This window comes from Streptomyces sp. NPDC056128, assembly GCF_042263835.1.
Taxonomy (GTDB): Bacteria; Actinomycetota; Actinomycetes; order Streptomycetales; family Streptomycetaceae; genus Streptomyces.
In genome coordinates this window covers 735,690-752,863 of record NZ_JBHJVQ010000002.1, presented here as the reverse complement: position 1 = coordinate 752,863, position 17,174 = coordinate 735,690, and the positions used below count along the sequence as shown (strand labels likewise).

Here is a 17,174-nt window from a genome sequence, read left to right as displayed (position 1 = left end):
CGGTCAGGGAGAACGGGCGGGAGCCACTTTGTTCATCCACGGTACAAAACAGACCGGGGATCGCGCCACCGGGCCGCCGGAACGTTCACGCGGCGTTCAGCTCACGCGTCCCGCGCGCGGGCCCGAGGCCGCGGCTCAGCCGGCGATCGCCTCCCACAGGCTCCACACGCCGAGACCCAGCATGAGCAGCGCCGCCACCTTCGTGATCAGCCGCAGCGGAACCCGCTTCATCAGGGCCTTCCCGCCGACGATGCCGAGCCCGGCCACCGCCCACAGCGCGAGCACCGCGCCGAGGCCGACGGAGAGCGGGTCGTCGTAGCGGGCCGCCAGGTTGGCGGTCATGATCTGCGTGAGGTCACCGAACTCGGCGACCAGGATGAGCATGAAGCCCGCCCCGGAGACCTTCCAGAAGGACTGGTCCTCCGGCTTGCGGATCTCCTCGTCCTCCTCGTCCTTCTTCATCAGCAGCACGGCGGCGCCGCCCAGGAACAGCACACCGGTCAGCGCGTGCACGAGCTGCTGCGGCAGCAAGGTCAGCACGCTGCCGGCCGCGACCGCGAGCACGACGTGCAACGCGAAGGCGGCGGCCACGCCCGCGAAGACGTAGGAGGCGCGGTAGCGGGTGCCGAGGACGAGGCCGGCGAGCGCGGTCTTGTCGGGCAGTTCGGCGAGGAAGACGACGCCGAAGACGAGCGCCGTCACGGTCAGGCTGATCAAGATTCCTCAATCGGTCGGGGCCACCCCACCGAGAGTGCTGATTCCCGCGGACTTCATCATGTCCGCGTCGCGCGACACCTCGGCACGGCAGCGCACTGGTCCGCCCCCGCCGTACGGCACGGGCGTGCACTGCTTGCCGAAGGTCTCGCTGGCGGGCCTCGCGTACGAGGTCCGCCTCCGGGCGCCGGCTCAGGCGAGCTGAGCAGTATGTCGACGGTCCGGCGAAGAGCTACTCCCCTTCTGCGCCGTCCATAGTACGCGAACCCCGATGCGACTCCGAGGGCCGAAAGTCCCGTCGCGCTTATAGACGTGCCATGCACACGTCACTAACTTCTAACCGGCCGCACATCTGTGCGCCATGCGGCGTCGCGAGCATTCCCCTGCCCGCGTCCCAACACCCCCACACCCCAAGGGAGTTCGCATGCCGAAGTTCTACGCGCGTCGACGGGTCGGCTTCGTCGCCGCGTTCACCGGCCTCATAGCCTCGGCCGGGCTGCTCAACGGCCCGGCCGCCTCCGCCGCCCTCCCCACCCCGGTCAGCGCCGCCACCGCCCGCTCCTACCTCGCCTCCCTCACCGTGGCCACCGAGAACCGCACCGGCTACGACCGCGACCTCTTCCCGCACTGGATCACCCAGTCCGGCTCCTGCAACACCCGCGAGACCGTCCTCAAGCGCGACGGCTCGGGCGTCGTCACCGACTCCTCCTGCGCCGCCACCAGCGGCAGCTGGTACTCCCCCTACGACGGCGCCACCTGGTCCGCCTCCGGCGATGTCGACATCGACCACCTGGTCCCGCTCGCCGAGGCCTGGGACTCCGGCGCCGGCTCCTGGAGCACCTCGCGGCGCCAGTCCTTCGCCAACGACCTGACCCGCCCCCAGCTCCTCGCGGTCACCGACAACGTCAACCAGTCCAAGGGCGACCAGGACCCGGCCACCTGGATGCCCTCGCGCTCCGCCTACCACTGCACCTACGTCCGCGCCTGGGTCCAGGTGAAGTACTACTACGACCTCTCGGTCGACTCCGCCGAGAAGTCGGCCCTGCAGAGCCGGCTCGCGAACTGCTGACGCACCGTCCACCAACTGTTCGGCGCGGATCCTCCCCACCGGCCTCCGTCGTTCCGTACCGTACGGGGCGACGGAGAGGGGATCACCATGGCCGGTCTGCGCCTGGGGCCACTGCTGAGATACACCGACGGCTCGTGCGCGACCGTCTGGGTCGAGACGAACCGGCCCTGCACCGCCGAGGTGCGCTGCGCCGACGGCGCCCGCGGCACCACCCGCACCTTCCAGGTCGCGGGGCACCACTACGCCCTGGTCCCGGTCAGCGGCCTGACGCCCGGTACGTCGACGGAGTACGAGGTGCTCCTCGACGGCACCCGCGCGTGGCCGCCGCCGGACTCGCCGTTCCCGCCGTCCGTGATCACCTCGCCCACGGAGGAGGACGGCCTGCGCGTCGCCTTCGGCTCCTGCCGCTGGGCCGCGCCGCCCGCCGGCGGGAAGGACCCGGTGGGCCCGGACGCGCTGGACACCCTCTCCGCCCGCATCGCGGCCGCCCCCAGGGGCGAGCGGCCCGACGTACTGCTCCTGCTCGGCGATCAGGTGTACGCCGACGAGGTCTCCGACGCCACGCGGCAGTGGATCTCCGGCCGCCGCGACCTGAACGAGGCCCCGGGCGACCAGGTCGCCGACTACGAGGAGTACACCCGCCTCTACTACGAGTCCTGGCTCGACCCCGAGGTGCGCTGGCTGCTCTCCACCGTCCCCAGCTGCATGATCTTCGACGACCACGACGTCATCGACGACTGGAACACCTCGGCCGCCTGGCTCGCCGACATGCGGGCCACCGACTGGTGGCGCGAACGCCTGATGAGCGGGCTGATGTCCTACTGGGTGTACCAGCAACTGGGCAACCTCTCCCCCGACGAGCTGGCCGCCGACCCCCTCTACGCGGCCGTCCGCGAGACCCCCGACGGCACCGACGCCCTGCGCGACTTCGCCGCCCGCGCCGACGCCGAGCCGGCGTCCGTCCGCTGGAGCTACCGGCGCGACTTCGGCCGCACCCGGCTGCTCATGGTCGACTCCCGCGCGGCCCGCGTCCTGGAGGAGGACAGCCGCACGATGCTCGACCCGGGTGAGGCGGCCTGGCTGCGCGAACAGGCCCTGGACGAGCGGGACTCCTACGACCACCTGCTGATCGGCACCTCCCTGCCCTGGCTGCTGCCCCACCTGGTGCACGACGTGGAGACCTGGAACGCCGCGATGTGCGGCGGCGAACGGGGCGCCCGCTGGGCCCAGCGCGGCGAGCGGATCCGGCGCGGGGCCGACCTGGAGCACTGGTCCGCCTTCCCGTCGTCCTTCGACGCCCTCGCCGACCTGATCGCCGAGGCCGGTACGGGGCCGGGGGCGCCCGCAACGATCAGCGTGCTCTCGGGCGACGTGCACCACGCCTACGTGGCCGAACCGTCCTGGGCGGGCCGCACGCCCGACGCCCGGGTGGCCCAGCTGACCTGCTCCCCCGTCCACAACTCCGTGCCGCCGTCGATCCGGCTCGGCTTCCGCTTCGGCTGGAGCGCCCTGGCCCGCGCCCTCGGGCGGCGCATCGCCCGGCACGGACGGTGTGCGCCGGCCGCGGTCAGCTGGCGCAAGACCGGCGGGCCCTGGTTCGGCAACCAGCTCATGACGCTGACCCTGCGGGGGCGTTCGGCACGGCTGCGGCTGGAGCAGGCCCGGACGGACCGGGGCGGGGGCATCGCCCTGCGGACGGCCATGGAGCGGGATCTGGCGTAGCGGGAGCGGTCGGCATTTACGGGCGGGGGCCCGCCGGGTATGAATTGAGTCACGTCGGCGGGCCTCGGCCCGGGAGTGGGAGCGCTCCCACCTGCGGAGGCGACCGGGGTGTCGGCGTGCTCCCACGTCAAGCCGTGGCCAAATGTTGAACTTGCAAGCACTAGTTAGGTCGACCTAACGTGGGCAGCCCACTCGGTTCCGTCCCCCACCGGTCCCTTCCGGACCGGCTCGACCGAAGGAGCACCCCCCACATGTCCGGACGCCTCGACAGCGCCCAGCCCTACGCCCTCGGCCTGTTCCGCATGGTCGTCGGCCTCCTCTTCGCCTGCCACGGAGCCGCCTCCCTCTTCGGTGTCCTCGGCGGTGCGGGAGGCACCGGCGGCACGATCGACTCGGGCACCTGGCCCGGCTGGTACGCGGCCGTGATCCAACTGGTCGGCGGCGGCCTCGTGCTGCTCGGCCTCGGCACCCGCGCCGCCGCGATCGTGTCCTCGGGCTCGATGGCCTACGCGTACTTCAAGGTGCACCAGCCGGGCGCCCTGTGGCCGATGGAGAACGGCGGCGAGGCCGCCGCCATGTTCTGCTGGGCCTTCCTCCTGCTCGCCTTCACCGGCTCCGGCGCGTTCGGTCTCGACCGGCTCTTCGCGCGGCGGGGTGCGGAGCGGGAGGAGACCGCCGCGGACCGGAAGACGCCGGTCGCGGCCTGACCCGGCTGCCCGGCTGCCCGGCTCCCTGGGGCGGCCCGCCGCGGCCTGGAGGGCGTGAATGTCCCCTCCGAGGTGAACGTCCCGTGCCGAACACACGAGCCCCCTGTGAACCCTCTGTCACACCCCGGGCGTACGCTGTATGGCTGTGATGGGCCGCTCCGAAGCCCCCGCGTCTCGCGGCACGGTCCGGCCCACGGGGGACTAACGGGGAGTTGTGGTGGTCGAGAGTCTGGGAAGTATCGGGTCGCTGGTCAGCAGCCCATGGATCTACGCGCTGGTGGCCGTCTCGGTGCTCCTCGACATCTTCCTCCCGGTGCTGCCGAGCGGTGTCCTGGTGATCACGGCGGCCACTGCGGCGGCCGCGGGCTCCGGCGCGGCGGCTGCCGGGCGGGGGCCGGAGGACGTTCCCGACATCCTCGTCCTGACCCTGTGCGCGGCGACCGCCTCCGTCCTCGGTGACCTGGCGGTCTACCGCCTCGCCTGGCGCGGGGGGCCGCGCCTGAACCGCGCCATCGCCCGTTCCCGCCGGCTGACCACGGCGCAGGAACGTCTCGGCGGCGCCCTCGCCCGAGGCGGCGGCGCCCTGGTCGTCCTGGCCCGGTTCGCCCCGGCGGGCCGCTCCGTCGTCTCACTCGTCGCCGGCACCGCGCACCGCCGGATCCGCGAATTCCTCCCATGGTCCGCCCTCGCCGGCCTGGCCTGGGCCGCCTACAGCGTCGCGCTCGGTTACTTCGGCGGCCAGTGGCTCGGCGCGACCTGGCTGGCGGCGGCGGTGTCCGTGGTGGCGCTGTTCGGCGCGGGGGCGGGGGCGGCGTACCTGATGCGCCGCCAGCCTCGGGCTTCGGAGGCGTCGTAGGCGGGGGTTTGTCGGCGGGGTGTCGTCGGCGGGGGTTTTGTGGGCGGGGTGTCGTCGGCCGGGTGTCCTGGGATGGGGTGCCGCAGGCCGGGTGTCGTAGGCGGCGCGTTGTCGGCCGGGTGTCGCAGGCCCGGTGCCGTCGGCCGGGGTGCCACAGGCCTGGTGTCCTCGGATGGGGTGCCGCAGGCCGGATGCCTTAGGCGGCGTGTCGTCGGCCGGGTGTCGCAGGCCCGGTGCCGTCGGCCGGAGTGCGTCAGGCGGGGTGCACGCCCCGCGCGACGTAATGCAGGCGAGGGGCGATGGCCGAGAGCCCTCGGCCGGTGCCGTAGGCAGGTGTCGCAGGCCGGGGTGTCGCAGGCGGGGCGCCGTCGGCCGAGAGTGTCGTCCGAGGAGGGCGTCGGTCGTTCGCAGCCGGAGCCTTCGCGTCCCGGGGCGCCATGAGCCGCACGGCACCGTGAGCCGCACGGCGCCGTAGGCCGGTGTCGTCGGGCGGGGCGCCGTAGGCCGGGTTCGCCTGCCGGGGTGTCGTCGGCCGAGAGCGTCGTCCGGGGAGGGCGTCATCCGTTTGCAGGCCGGACCTTCGCGTCCGGGGGGCGCCGCAGGCGGCGTGCCGCCGTGGAGGCGTCCTGAGTCGCACTTCGCAGCTCAGGGATGCGCCGGGCGGCAGGTCTCGTACCTCAGGACCCCCTGGACCCCGGCCCTCGTGCCGCAGAGACGTCGCCCGTATCGGCGGCTTCGTCGGCGGACGCGTACGCCGAGCCGAGCCGCCCGCGTGGCAGCGGGCGGCCTGCGCTCGGCGGTGTCAGGAGGCCCGTCGGGCGCCGGAGGCGCCCCGTATCTCCAGGCCGGCCAGCAGGTCGGCCGTGGCTCGGGTGACGGCCTCCACCGCCTGGTCGAAGACCTCCTGGTTGTGCGCGGCGGGCGCGCGGAACCCGGACACCTTGCGCACGTACTGGAGGGCCGCGGCCCTCATCTCGTCCTCCGTGGCCTCCTCGGGCATCGCTGGCGGACGCAGGGTCTTTATGCTGCGGCACATGGCCTCAGTCTCCTCTCTCCAGGTCCACCCGCCAGTCGTTCGACCTGATCCAGTGGCCCTTCGGGTACTCGAAGTCGGCCTGTCCGAGCAGGGTGAACCCGGCTCCGCGGCAGACCGCGTTGGAGGCGGCGTGATCGACACTGGGGAACGCGTGCAGATACTGGAGCATCCCGTCGGCGCGGGCCGCCTCACGGACCGCCCGGGCCGCCCGCACCGCCAGCCCCCGCCCCTGGAACTCCGGCAGGACCGCCCACCCGGTCTCCCAGACCTCCGCGTCCTGCCAGGTCCGCCGCCAGAACCCGATCGAGCCGAAGGTCTCGGTACCGTCCGCCGACGTCACCCGGTACATCCGCCCCGTCCGCAACTCGGTGTACCGCCGGTGCCGGGCCGCGAGCTGCTCCTCGGTCTCCGGGCCGCCGAGGTGCGCGGTCATCTCGGCGCTGTTGGTCCTGCGCAGCAGCCACAGATCCCCCTCCGCCCAGGGGATCAGGCGCACCCGCTCCCCACTCCGTCCGGCCCGCTCGTCCACGCCATCCATGTGTTTCACGGTAGGGCAGGGGTCTGACAGTCGGGCCGGATCCGACGTGCTCCCGGGCCACCCTTTCGCGTGAACCACCGAAGGGAACGCGCGCCTCAAAATCGAACAGGCGTATCATTGAGGCTGTGGCAACGACCTATGATTTCCCCAGTGACCTCCTCGCCGGTCAGGAGGAACTGCATCAGGTCCGGGCCGAGCTGACGGCCCTGTTGAAGAGGCTTCCCTGGTCCGTGGAACCCCTGGACGGATTCAGCGACGACAACGGCTGGCGCAAGGTCGAGCGCCCGGCCTCGCCCGGCTGGTCGGCGGACGAACAGGCCGAGGTAGAGAAGCTCCGGCAGCGCGAGCGCGAGCTGGCCGTCTTCGTCAGCACGCATCGCTACTGGTCGGAGATAACCGGCCCCGACCAGGTGAACGCCCGGTCGGAGCTCAAACGCGCCCACGACACCCCGCTCCCGGAGACCCCGCCCGGGGACGCCTGAGAGACGTCACCCGGGCGGGACCCGTACGGGTGTTCAGTCCTTGCCGAGGAGCCTGTTCATCTCGGTGATCTCGGCCTGCTGTGCCGTGACGATGTCGTCGGCGAGGGCCTTGGCGGGGGCGTAGCGGCCCTTGGCCTTCTCGGTCCCGGCCATCTCGACGGCGCCCTCATGGTGCTCGACCATCATGGTCAGGAACTTGGTGTCGAAGGCCCGCCCCGAGGCCTTCTCCAGCTCCGCCATGTCCTGTCCGTCCATCATCCCGGGCATGCCCGAGTGCGCCGAGTGATCCATGCCGGGCATCGACCCCGTCGGCTCCGGCACCTCCTCGCCCCAGGTCTTCAACCAGCCGGTCATGGTCGTGATCTCAGGGTCCTGTGCCTTCTCGATGCGTGCGGCGAGTTCCGCGACCTCGGGCGTCGCGGACCGGTCGGCCGCCAGCCGGGCCATCTCCAGTGCCTGCCGGTGGTGCGGGATCATGCCCTGCGCGAAGGCGACGTCCTGGGCGTTGTGCGCCTGCTCGCCGGCCTCGTTCCCGGCGGGGCCCGCGGGGTCGGTGGCAGACGCCGAGGCGGCGCCGTGCGGACCCTCGTGTCCACCGCCGCCGTCGCCTCCGCAGGCGGCGAGGACGAACGCGGCGGCGGCCGTCGCCACGACGGCCGCGATACGGCGCGTGCGGGTCGTGCTGGTCGTACGGGTACTGCGGCTGATGCCGGTCATGCGTGAACTCCTGCTGTGTGAAGGGGGATGGACATGCCTCAGCTCCCGACCACGCACGGGTGGCGCGGTCCGGGGAGGCGGTGCCTATATCCGCAGGAGTTGGAGTTCGGCCAGGGAGGGCGGCGCCCGCGCACCGTCCGGCGCGTCGGCCGCGTACGCGTGTACGACCCCGGCGCAGGGGGCCACGGGCACCGGGTCGGGTACGAGGCCGGGCAGCGCCGGCCCTTGACTCACCGCGCCGGACGCGCACACCGAATCGGCGTGCCCCAGATGTCCGCCGCCGCAGGAACCGTGGTCCTCGGCGCATCCGGCGTGGGCCGCCCCGGCCTGCGGCGCGGAGCTCGGGAGGGAGTGCCGGGCGGAGTGCTCCGGGAGACCTCCGCCGGGTGCCAGCCCGTGCATGCCGAAGAGTCCGGCCAGCAGTCCGAGCACACACACGGCCTGCCACCACCGCACGGGCGGTCGCGGGACGTGCTGCTCGGGGCTCCTCACGGAGCTCATCCTAGAGAGATCACCGGCGCCCCCACGCGAGAGGCCCCCGGAGGATCTCCGGGGGCCTCATCACCGACGACAGGGGCGCCGGTCCTGGTGGGCGCGGACGGTTTCGAACCGCCGACATCCTGCTTGTAAGGCAGGCGCTCTACCCCTGAGCTACGCACCCAGGACGAGTCGACAGCCTACATGGCCCGGGCCGGGGGTTATCCCCACCCCGGATCCGGTAGTGACCCGGATCCCCCTACGGACCCGTGCTCCGTACGGTCGAAGAGCCTCGTCGGCAGGGGCCGCCTCCACTCCGGAAGGCGGAAGGCCCCGGCGCGGCACTACACCGTCCGTCCCAGGGGGAGACCGTCATGCCCGCCCGTACCGTTCACGCTCGCGCCTTCGCCGCCGCCGGTGCCGTCGCCGTTCTCGTCGCGGGTCTCAGCGCCTGCGCCTCCGCCTCGGACGACAAGGAACCCGAGCACCGGTCCTTCGGTCTGCGGGGCAGCACCCTCACCGTCGACTCCGACGACTCCGCCCTGGAGATCGTCGCCTCGGACGACCACGAGTCCGGGAAGGTCGAGGCCACCCACTGGTTCTCCGGGTCGGTCGCCGTCGGCTCGGAGCCCGAGGTGACCTGGAAGATGGACGGCGACCGGCTGGAGCTGCGGGTGCACTGCTCCGGCGTGATCGCCGACTGCGAGTCCAAGCACCGCATCGAGGTGCCGCGGGGCATCGCCGTCAAGGTCGAGGACGGGGACGGCAGCGTCCGGGCACGAGGGTTCCGGGATGCCTTGAACATCCGTACCGGCGACGGATCCGTGCACGTCACCGACACCTCCGGACCGCTGGAACTGCGCACCGGCGACGGTTCCGTCCGCGCGGAGGTCTCCTCCCGCCGGGTGAGCGCACACACCGAGGACGGCTCGGTCCGCCTCGAACTCGGCACCGTCCCGGACGTGGTGGAGTCCCGCAGCGGCGACGGCTCCGTGTCGATCACCCTGCCCCGGGACACGTACAAGGTGTCGACGAAGACCGGTGACGGCGGGGTCGACGTCTCCGTGCCGCGGGACGAGACCAGCACGCACGTGGTGAACGCCCGGACCGAAGACGGCAAAGTCACGGTCCGAACCGCGAACTGACCGGCCCGTGTGTTCGTCCCTATCGGGTGGGAGAATGGACCCGGGCAGGACGGACGACACGGGAGAGGGATGTGACGGCGACACCATCGCAGCCGTACTCGCCGATGGTGGCGCGCGCGTCGCGCCCGCCGCAGCGCTCGCGTCGCCGCCCTCCGAGCGCGGTCCGTGACACGCTCACCCTGATGGCCCTGCCGGTCCTCGCCGTACTCGCGCTGCCCGCCGCGTTCACCGGAGGCGGCACCCGGCGCTGGTTCGGCGGGCGGGCCGAGAACCAGCGGGCGGAGGCCCAGGCCGCGAAGGACGACGCGGCAGCCGCCTTCTACGAGCTGGACAGCGCCCAGCGGGACCTGCGGATCTCGATAGAGACCATCGCGGCCGTCGACTCCTCCCCCGCCGCCCGGCGCGCGGTCACCGACTTCGAGGCGCTCGGCCGGCGCATCGACGAGGTCAGCCATCAGTACATCGGTGCCGTCGACGCCCACGACCTGGACCGGGACGACCTGGAGGCGTCGGCCGCCTCCCGTGCCCGCGACGAACTGACCGCGGCCAAGAACGAGCTGGGCCGGGTCAAGCAGGAACTGGACCGCTTCGCCGACGGCCTCGGTCCCCTGCTCGGCAAGGCCGAGACCCAGCTGGCCCGGCTGGCACCCGCCGTCGAACGCGCCCGGCAGGCCCTGCTCGCCGCCTCCAACGCCCTGGACTCCGCCCGCGGCTCCGGGCTGAAGGCGGACGACCTCGCCACCCGTCTCGCCACCCTCGGCCCGGAGCTGACCCGGCTCAACCAGGGCGCGGGACAGCACGGCGTGCCCCAGACCCTGGAACGGGCCGAACGGGTCACCCGCGAGGCCGAGGCGGTCCGCGCCGAGGCGGAACGGCTGCCCGAGCGCGCCGACGAGATCAGCCACCGGCTGGTCTCCCTGCGCACCCGCGCCCAGGCCCTGACCACCCGCACCGAGCAGGTCGAGCCGGTGCTGAGCGAACTGCGCCGCCGGTTCACCGCCGCCTGCTGGCAGGACCTTCAGCAGGTCCCGGACCAGGCCACCGAATCGGTCCGGCAGGCCGAGCGGAAGCTCACCGAGGCACAGACCGCCCGCGACGAACAGCGCTGGCCCGACGCCACCGCCCTGCTCTCGACGGTCCGGGCGCTGCTGAACACGACCGACGAGGCGGTCTCGGCGGCCGGTGACCGGCTGCGGCAGCTCAACGCCGTGCAGAAGGACCCGCAGCAGGAGATCGAGCGCACCCGCTTCGCCATCCGCGACGCACAGCGCCTGGCCATGGCGGGCCGCAACACCCCCGACCCGCGTCACGCGCGCCCCCTGGACGAGGCCGTGGCCCGGCTGGAACGGGCGATCACCACGCTGGAGGGCCGCCACCCCGACTACTGGCACTTCCTGACGGAGACGGAAGCGGTCCGGCAGTCGACGAGCCAGGTGGTCTCCCACATCCGTGAGGAGCGCGGGGCCGGCCACTGACCGCACGGCGGGAGGGCGGCCACTTCTCCGCCGCCGGGCCCGGTCGCGGGCCGGTCCGGCTAACCTGTGCGCATGCCTCGCTACGAGTACCGCTGCCGAAGCTGCGGCGACACCTTCGAACTGAGCCGTCCCATGGCTGAGTCCTCCGCCCCCGCCGCCTGCCCGGCGGGCCACGACGACACGGTGAAGCTGCTGTCGACGGTCGCGGTCGGCGGCTCGGCGGGCTCGTCCGCCCCCGCGCCGTCGCCGGGCAGCGGTGGCGGCGGTGGCGGCTGCTGCGGCGGGGGCTGCTGCGGCTGAGCCCGCGGGGCGGCCTCCCTCAGCTGCCCAGATAGCGCAGCACCGCCAGCACTCTGCGTGAATAGCCCTCACCTCCCGTCAGTTCCAGCTTGTCGAAGATCGCGTTGGTGTGTTTCTCCACCGCGCTCTGCGAGATGTGCAGCCGCCGCGCGATCGCCGCGTTGGTGTGCCCCTGCGCCATCTCGCCCAGCACGTCCCGCTCCCGTCCGGTGAGCCGGGCGAGCAGATCGCTGTGCGTCGTACGGCCGAGCAGCTGGCGGACGACCTCGGGGTCGAAGGCCGCGCGCCCGGCGGCCACCCGCTCCAGCGCGTCCAGGAACTCGTCGATCTGGACCACCCGGTCCTTGAGCAGGTATCCGACTCCTTCCGTCTCCCCGGTCAGCAGCTCCGTCGCATACCGCTTCTCGACGTACTGCGAGAGCACCAGCACCCCGACCTTTGGCCACCGCTCGCGTATCTCCAGGGCCGCGCGCAGGCCCTCGTCGGTGTGCGTGGGCGGCATCCGGACATCGGCGACGACCACGTCCGGCGGGTCCTCGGCGACGGCCTTCAGCAGCAGCTCCGCATTGCCGACGGCCGCGAGCACCTCGTGCCCTTCCTCCGTCAGCAGCCGCACCAGCCCCTCCCGCAGCAGGGTCGAGTCCTCGGCGAGGATCAGCCGCATGGCAGCTCCGCGGAGACGAGGGTGGGCCCGCCCGGCGGGCTCACCACGCTGAGGCTGCCGTCGAGGGCGGCGACGCGGCGGGCGAGCCCGAACAGTCCGCTGCCGGCGGCGTCGGCCCCACCGCAGCCGTCGTCCTGGACGCTCACGTACATCCGTTCCTCCTCCGCTCTGACGGCGACGCTTATCCGGGTCGGCGCCGCGTGCTTGACCGCGTTCGTGACCGCCTCGCAGACGACGAAGTAGGCGACCGTCGCCACCGCCCGCTCGGGTTCGTCGGCGAGGTCGTACTCCACCCCCACCGGCACGGACGCCCGCTCGGCGACCGTCTCCAGCGCCGCCCGCAGCCCCGCCTCGTCCAGCGTCGTCGGATAGATCCGCCAGGCCACCTCGCGCAGCTCGTCCAGGGCGCGGCGGCTCTCGTCGTGGGCCTGGCCCAGCAGTCGGTCACGGCGGCCGGCCTCCTGACTGCGGCGGGCCCGGCCGAGCAGCATGCCCAGGGCGACGAGACGCTGCTGCACGCCGTCGTGCAGGTCCCGCTCGATGCGGCGCCGTTCGTCGTGCACCGCGTCCACCACGGCGGCGCGGCTGGCGGCCAGCTCCGCGATCCGCCGCTCCAGCTCCTCCTGGTGCCGCGGGCCGAGGAAGTGACGTGCGAGCTGCCCCTCCAGGCCGACCACCCCGAATAGTCCCTGCACGGCGAGGAACACGAGGAAGAGGCCGCCCAGACTGCCGAGGACGAACGAACCGGGGTTGCGTATGCCGTCCAGCAGGAACCAGCCGTACAGCCCGAAGGTGCCGTACCCGAGGCCGATGGCGGCCGTCAGCATCACCACCCCGCCCAGGGCGCCCAGCGCCCAGTGGCAGGCCACGTACCGCAGGGCCCGCGCGTCCTCGTACGCGGGGGTGATCCGGAGGTCCAGCCACATCCGCAGCCGGGCCCGCTCCAGCTCCGCCAGTATCCGCGCGCCCGCGAGGACCGGGCGCAGGACGGCACGGCGGGCGGCCGGCCAGGCCGCGACGGGCAGCAGGGCCACCCCGGCCAGCAGGGCGAAGAGCAGCTCGACGGCGGCCGCGGCGGTCCCCATGATCAGGCCCACCCCGCACCGCACTACACGTCGCGCCATGACTCGCATGATCGCGAGGCTAGCCGGGCGCGGCAGCGGCGCACACTGCGGAAAACCGCAATTCCCGCCTGCGGTACACCGCAGTCGATCTTGCGGTCTTCCTCAGGGTCTCTTCAGCCGCCATTTTCTAGCGTGGTCGTCATGACAGCCATCGCAGCGCAGCCGGCCGCCGACAGCGGCGCGGCACCGCAGTGGATCAACGACCTCATGGACGCGCTCGGCGCACCGGGCGCCGGGCTCGCCATCGCTCTGGAGAACCTCTTTCCTCCACTGCCGAGCGAGGTGATCCTGCCGCTCGCCGGATTCGCGGCGAGCTCCGGCCGGATGAACCTGATAGCCGTCCTGCTGTGGACGACAGCGGGTTCGGTGATCGGCGCGCTCGCCCTGTACGGGATCGGCGCGCTGCTCGGCCGGGATCGCACGGTGGCGATAGCGGGGAAGCTGCCGCTGGTGAAGGTCTCCGACATCGAGAAGACGGAGGCGTGGTTCCTCAAGCACGGGACCAAGGCGGTGTTCTTCGGCCGGATGATCCCGATCTTCCGCAGCCTGATCTCGGTACCGGCGGGCGTCGAGCGGATGCGGCTGCCCGTCTTCCTCGCCCTGACCACGCTGGGCAGCGCGATATGGAACACGATCTTCGTCCTCGCGGGCTACGCGCTGGGCGACAACTGGTCCGAGGTCTCGGGCATCGCCTCCACGTACTCGAAGGTGATCCTCGCGATCGCCGCCCTGGCACTGCTGGTCTTCATAGGCATGCGCCTGCTGCGGCCGGGAGCCGGCAACCGCAGGCGTGGCCGCGGCACCGGCACCGGCACCGGCACCGGCACCGAGGACGGTGCCGGTGACACGGCCAGCGAAGTCAGCGAGCCGGACTCACCGCGCGCAGGAACTCCCGAAGGATCCGCTCACCGGCCAGGACACCGCGCTCGGGCAAGGCGCTGATCGCCGGAGCCGTCCAGTCGGAGTCCGCCAGCTCACCGTGGCCGGGGCGCCAGCCCCGGTCGGCGGCGAGCAGCAGGTCGGCGTCGAGCAGCGAGTCCCCGGCGGCGAGGGTGAGTTCGGCGCCGGTGCGGCGGGCGACCTCGTGGACGGCGGCGCTCTTGGTCAGCGGCTTGGGGACGGCGTAGATCTTGCGGCCCTGGAGGGACACGGTCCAGCCGCGGTTCTCGGCCCACACGGCGAGTTCCTTCACCCACTCCTCCGGCAGCAGTTCGCGCTCGACGACGAGGTAGGCGAAGAGGTCCTCGGCGACCCGGTGCTTGCGCACCCACAGCGGGTCGGCGGTGTTCATCAGGTGGTCGCGGACCTCGGCCAGCGAGGCGCACTCGTCGGCGAGCCGGGCGGTCACGCGTGCGTGCCAGTCGGGGTCCGAGACGCCGTCCACCAGCAGGTGGCCGCCGTTGGCGCAGATCGCGTACTTCGGCACCGGGCCGGGGAGGTTGATGCGCTGGTACTGCTTGCGGGTGCGGGTGGTGGTCGGCACGAAGACGGCCGTGTCGCCGAGGTCGGTGAGCAGTTGGGCGGCGGTCTCGGTCATGTAGGAGAGGGGTTTGCTCTCGTAGACCTCCACGCACAGCAGCCGGGGTGCCCGCAGGTCGGGCATGGTCAGCCCGAGCGCGGCCGCGGAGTAGATGAGTGTGCGGTCGAGGTCGCTGGCGACGAGGACGGACATCAGAGTGCCACCGCCTTGCCGTCGGCGCCGGTAGCGCCCCGGGTGTACTTGGGGTGGATCAGCCCGACGCAGGTGTAGGGCAGGTCGTCGACCTCCTCGACGGGCACGCCCCGCTGCTCGGCCAGCAGGCGAACGTGGTCCAGGTCCGCGCCGGCGCCGGCTCGGGCGAGGACCTTCCAGGGCACGCGGCGGAGCATCACGCGGGTGGTCTCGCCGACGCCGGGCTTGACGAGGTTCACGTCGTCGATGCCGTACTCCTCGCTGATCCGCTCGACGGCGGCCCAGCCCTCCCAGGTGGGGGTGCGGTCGGCGGCCAGCAGTTCCTTGGCCTGGGCGTGGACCGTGTCGGTGACGTCCGGGTAGTGCGCGGAGACGGCGTCGAGGAAGGCGGGTGACAGGTCGGCGCCGGCGAGTTCACGGTAGAACTTCGCGCCGTGGAAGTCGTGCGGGCCCACCAGGTCGGCGCGGAGCACGGTGCGGGATATCAGGCCGGAGACGGTGGAGTTGAGACAGGCGGAAGGGATGAGGAAGTCGTCGCGCGTGCCGTAGGTGCGTACACAGGAGCCGGGGTCGGCCAGCACGGCGATCTCCGGGTTGAAACCGGTGACGCCGTCCGAGACCTCGAAGTCGCACAGGGCGGCGGCGAGTTCGCGGGTGATGGCGCCCTTGCCGGTCCAGCCGTCGACGAAGACGACATCGGCGGGGTCGTGGTGGGCGGCCAGCCAGCGCAGTGCGTTGGCGTCGATGCCCCGGCCCCGGACGATCGACACGGCGTAGTGAGGGAGGTCGAGACCATGGCGGTACTGCGCCCAGCGGCGCATCAGGATGCCCACGGGGGTGCCCGCGCGGGCGAGGGAGACCAGGACGGGGCGGGGCGACCGCTCCGCGAGCACGATCTCGGTGACGGCACCGACGGCGCGCGCCAGCCGGGCGGCGGACGCGTCCAGGGCCGCGTGGAACAGCTCCTGGTACTGCTCGCTGGGCTGGTACTCCACGGGCAGCGACTCCGCGTAGTGCGCGCCGCCGCTCTGGATGGCCTCCTCGCGCTCCTCGGTCGGCGCCTCCAGCGTCACGTCCGAGAAGTCCTGGAGCAGCCAGCCGACCTCGTCGGACGCGTACGAGGAGAAGTCGGGGCCGCGCAGGGGCTCGGGCAGCATGGAGGGCCTTTCGGGAGCGTGCGGGGCGTGCGGGACGTACGACGGGACGACCGCGAGCAGGACGTGCGGGACATGGGCGGCGAGCCGGGCCAGCAGCCCGTCGGGCGCGTGCAGTGCGGGGGTGTCGGCGGCCGAGTCGACGACGGCGACGACGGCGTCGAAGCCGGCGCCCGCGACGTTGTAGGCGTAGCGCTCGCCGGGGCCGTCGGCCGGGTCGTCGTGTGCGGGGAAGACCAGGCGGGTGCGTATGGCGTAGCCGGGGTCGTCGACCGCGAGAACGGGAGAGCGGGTGGTGGTGGAGTAGCGCACGTCGGCGTCGGTGGTCCGCTCGAGTGCGTCGGCCAGGCGGAGGGGGGCGTACATCAGTTCCTCGAAGCCGAGGACGAGCACGCGTCGGGCGCCGGTGGGCAGTGCGTCGGCGATCCGGGCCGCCATGCCGGGCAGCGCGTTCTCCAGCCGCTCACGGTGCGCGGCCGTGAACCCGTGCCGTCCGCCGTCGGGAACCCCGTCGGGCCAGCACAGGTCGACGCGGGCGACCCGGCCGACGGCTCCCCCGGCGCCGGGACCCGCATCCGCACCCCCGGCCTCGTACCGCGCGACCAGTTCCTGCCCCTTCTCCAGAACCCCCGGCGGCAGCCGCACCGTGCCCGAGGCAGCCGTCACCAGGTCCACGCGGGCGCCGATCTCCCGGGCGAAGTCCTCCAGCCGGCCGGCGTCGGCGGGCGAGCGCATGTCGACCAGGGCGACCACGACGTACCGCTTGCGGGGATAGCGCTCGTGCAGGGCGCGGACGGTGTTGAGCACCGTGTTGCCGGTGGAGAACTCGTCGTCGACGAGGACGAGCGGCCCGTCGCCGGCCAGCAGCGCCGGGTCCTCGGGCAGCAGCAGGTGGGAGGTCGCGTGCGAGTGGGACTCCTCGAAGCCGCCCGCGCGGCCGACCCCGGCGACCGGACGGCGGGTGGAGTGCAGGTAGGGCGCGGCGCCCAGGCCGTCGGCGACCGAGTGGCCGAGTCCGGTGGCGGTCTCCGCGTAGCCGAGGACGACCGCGTGTCCGGCCGTCTCGGCGCCGAGCAGGTCGCGGACGCGGCGGCCGAGGGCGACACCGTGGCCGTGGACGACGGAGGGCGACTGCGGGACGTGTTTGCCGAGCACGTTGGAGACGAGCAGGTGCGCCCGTTTGGGGTTGCGGCGCAGGGCGAGGCCCAGCAGGCCGGTCAGACTGTCGTCACCGGCGAGTTCGACGCCGAGCCGCTCCGCGACCCAGCTGCCGGACCAGACTCCGGCGCGCCCCTCGGCGCGCGCCCTCTCGGTCATGTACT

General features: G+C 72.8%; 18 protein-coding genes and 1 tRNA gene. 9 read left to right on the top strand and 10 right to left on the bottom strand.

From position 1 onward, the window contains the following. Positions 1-135: 135 nt before the first annotated feature. Positions 136-717, bottom strand: a complete 582-nt coding sequence (locus tag ACFC1X_RS07325; protein WP_234954245.1) for a TMEM165/GDT1 family protein — start codon at positions 715-717, stop codon at positions 136-138. Positions 718-1,138: 421 nt separating this feature from the next. Between ACFC1X_RS07325 and ACFC1X_RS07320 the strand changes: the two genes are divergently transcribed. The 4 genes from ACFC1X_RS07320 (at position 1,139) to ACFC1X_RS07305 (ending at position 5,068) form a co-directional block, all read left to right on the top strand. Next, complete coding sequence (locus ACFC1X_RS07320; protein WP_376349537.1) at positions 1,139-1,783, top strand: HNH endonuclease family protein; 645 nt, start codon at positions 1,139-1,141, stop codon at positions 1,781-1,783. Positions 1,784-1,870: 87 nt separating this feature from the next. Further along, a complete protein-coding gene (locus ACFC1X_RS07315) occupies positions 1,871-3,505 on the top strand; it encodes an alkaline phosphatase D family protein (RefSeq protein WP_376349535.1) in 1,635 nt (544 codons plus the stop codon). Positions 3,506-3,756: 251 nt separating this feature from the next. Next, positions 3,757-4,212 (top strand): DoxX family protein, encoded by a 456-nt coding sequence (locus ACFC1X_RS07310; protein ID WP_376349533.1) that lies wholly within the window; start codon positions 3,757-3,759, stop codon positions 4,210-4,212. A 217-nt stretch (positions 4,213-4,429) separates the two neighbouring features. Beyond that, a complete protein-coding gene (locus tag ACFC1X_RS07305) occupies positions 4,430-5,068 on the top strand; it encodes a DedA family protein (protein ID WP_307011735.1) in 639 nt (212 codons plus the stop codon). Between the two features lie 802 nt (positions 5,069-5,870). Here the strand turns inward: ACFC1X_RS07305 and ACFC1X_RS07300 are convergent. Then, positions 5,871-6,104, bottom strand: a complete 234-nt coding sequence (locus ACFC1X_RS07300; RefSeq protein WP_352153103.1) for a DUF2277 domain-containing protein — start codon at positions 6,102-6,104, stop codon at positions 5,871-5,873. Positions 6,105-6,108: 4 nt separating this feature from the next. After that, complete coding sequence (locus ACFC1X_RS07295; RefSeq protein WP_376349531.1) at positions 6,109-6,642, bottom strand: GNAT family N-acetyltransferase; 534 nt, start codon at positions 6,640-6,642, stop codon at positions 6,109-6,111. Positions 6,643-6,767: 125 nt separating this feature from the next. Here ACFC1X_RS07295 and ACFC1X_RS07290 point away from each other — a divergent pair, with 125 nt between their 5' ends. Next, complete coding sequence (locus tag ACFC1X_RS07290; protein ID WP_307011738.1) at positions 6,768-7,124, top strand: hypothetical protein; 357 nt, start codon at positions 6,768-6,770, stop codon at positions 7,122-7,124. A gap of 33 nt (positions 7,125-7,157) precedes the next feature. Here ACFC1X_RS07290 and ACFC1X_RS07285 read toward each other — a convergent pair whose 3' ends face one another. From ACFC1X_RS07285 to ACFC1X_RS07275, 3 genes are all read right to left on the bottom strand, one after another. After that, positions 7,158-7,841 carry a DUF305 domain-containing protein gene (locus ACFC1X_RS07285; RefSeq protein ID WP_376349529.1) on the bottom strand — a complete coding sequence of 228 codons (684 nt, stop codon included), beginning with the start codon at positions 7,839-7,841 and terminating at the stop codon, positions 7,158-7,160. Positions 7,842-7,925: 84 nt separating this feature from the next. After that, entirely contained in the window at positions 7,926-8,342 is a 417-nt protein-coding gene (locus ACFC1X_RS07280) for a DUF6153 family protein (RefSeq protein ID WP_376349528.1), read from the bottom strand. A gap of 85 nt (positions 8,343-8,427) precedes the next feature. Next, a tRNA-Val gene (locus tag ACFC1X_RS07275) sits at positions 8,428-8,502 on the bottom strand. A gap of 190 nt (positions 8,503-8,692) precedes the next feature. Between ACFC1X_RS07275 and ACFC1X_RS07270 the strand changes: the two genes are divergently transcribed. From ACFC1X_RS07270 to ACFC1X_RS07260, 3 genes are all read left to right on the top strand, one after another. Beyond that, complete coding sequence (locus ACFC1X_RS07270; RefSeq protein WP_376349526.1) at positions 8,693-9,463, top strand: DUF4097 family beta strand repeat-containing protein; 771 nt, start codon at positions 8,693-8,695, stop codon at positions 9,461-9,463. 71 nt (positions 9,464-9,534) lie between these two features. Further along, the gene (locus ACFC1X_RS07265; RefSeq protein ID WP_376349524.1) at positions 9,535-10,938 is read left to right on the top strand and encodes a hypothetical protein; all 1,404 of its coding nucleotides are present in this window, start codon (positions 9,535-9,537) and stop codon (positions 10,936-10,938) included. Between the two features lie 72 nt (positions 10,939-11,010). Then, positions 11,011-11,238: a zinc ribbon domain-containing protein gene (locus tag ACFC1X_RS07260; protein ID WP_376349523.1), complete on the top strand. Its 228-nt coding sequence runs from the start codon at positions 11,011-11,013 to the stop codon at positions 11,236-11,238. 19 nt (positions 11,239-11,257) lie between these two features. On the opposite strand, the gene ACFC1X_RS07255 is transcribed toward ACFC1X_RS07260, so the two are convergent. Together ACFC1X_RS07255 and ACFC1X_RS07250 are read right to left on the bottom strand one after the other, a co-directional pair. Then, positions 11,258-11,902 carry a response regulator gene (locus ACFC1X_RS07255; protein WP_376349521.1) on the bottom strand — a complete coding sequence of 215 codons (645 nt, stop codon included), beginning with the start codon at positions 11,900-11,902 and terminating at the stop codon, positions 11,258-11,260. Beyond that, positions 11,893-13,035, bottom strand: a complete 1,143-nt coding sequence (locus tag ACFC1X_RS07250; protein WP_376349519.1) for a sensor histidine kinase — start codon at positions 13,033-13,035, stop codon at positions 11,893-11,895. Before ACFC1X_RS07250 ends, ACFC1X_RS07255 begins: the two co-directional genes overlap by 10 nt. A gap of 132 nt (positions 13,036-13,167) precedes the next feature. Here ACFC1X_RS07250 and ACFC1X_RS07245 point away from each other — a divergent pair, with 132 nt between their 5' ends. Beyond that, a complete protein-coding gene (locus ACFC1X_RS07245; protein ID WP_376349517.1) occupies positions 13,168-13,968 on the top strand; it encodes a DedA family protein in 801 nt (266 codons plus the stop codon). Here the strand turns inward: ACFC1X_RS07245 and ACFC1X_RS07240 are convergent. Then, positions 13,886-14,698: an HAD family hydrolase gene (locus ACFC1X_RS07240; protein ID WP_376349515.1), complete on the bottom strand. Its 813-nt coding sequence runs from the start codon at positions 14,696-14,698 to the stop codon at positions 13,886-13,888. The two genes, ACFC1X_RS07245 and ACFC1X_RS07240, sit on opposite strands and share 83 nt — an antisense overlap. Continuing rightward, positions 14,698-17,169, bottom strand: coding sequence for a phosphoribosyltransferase (locus ACFC1X_RS07235; RefSeq protein ID WP_376349514.1), 2,472 nt, complete (start codon positions 17,167-17,169; stop codon positions 14,698-14,700). Before ACFC1X_RS07235 ends, ACFC1X_RS07240 begins: the two co-directional genes overlap by 1 nt. Between the last annotated feature and the right edge of the window lie 5 nt (positions 17,170-17,174).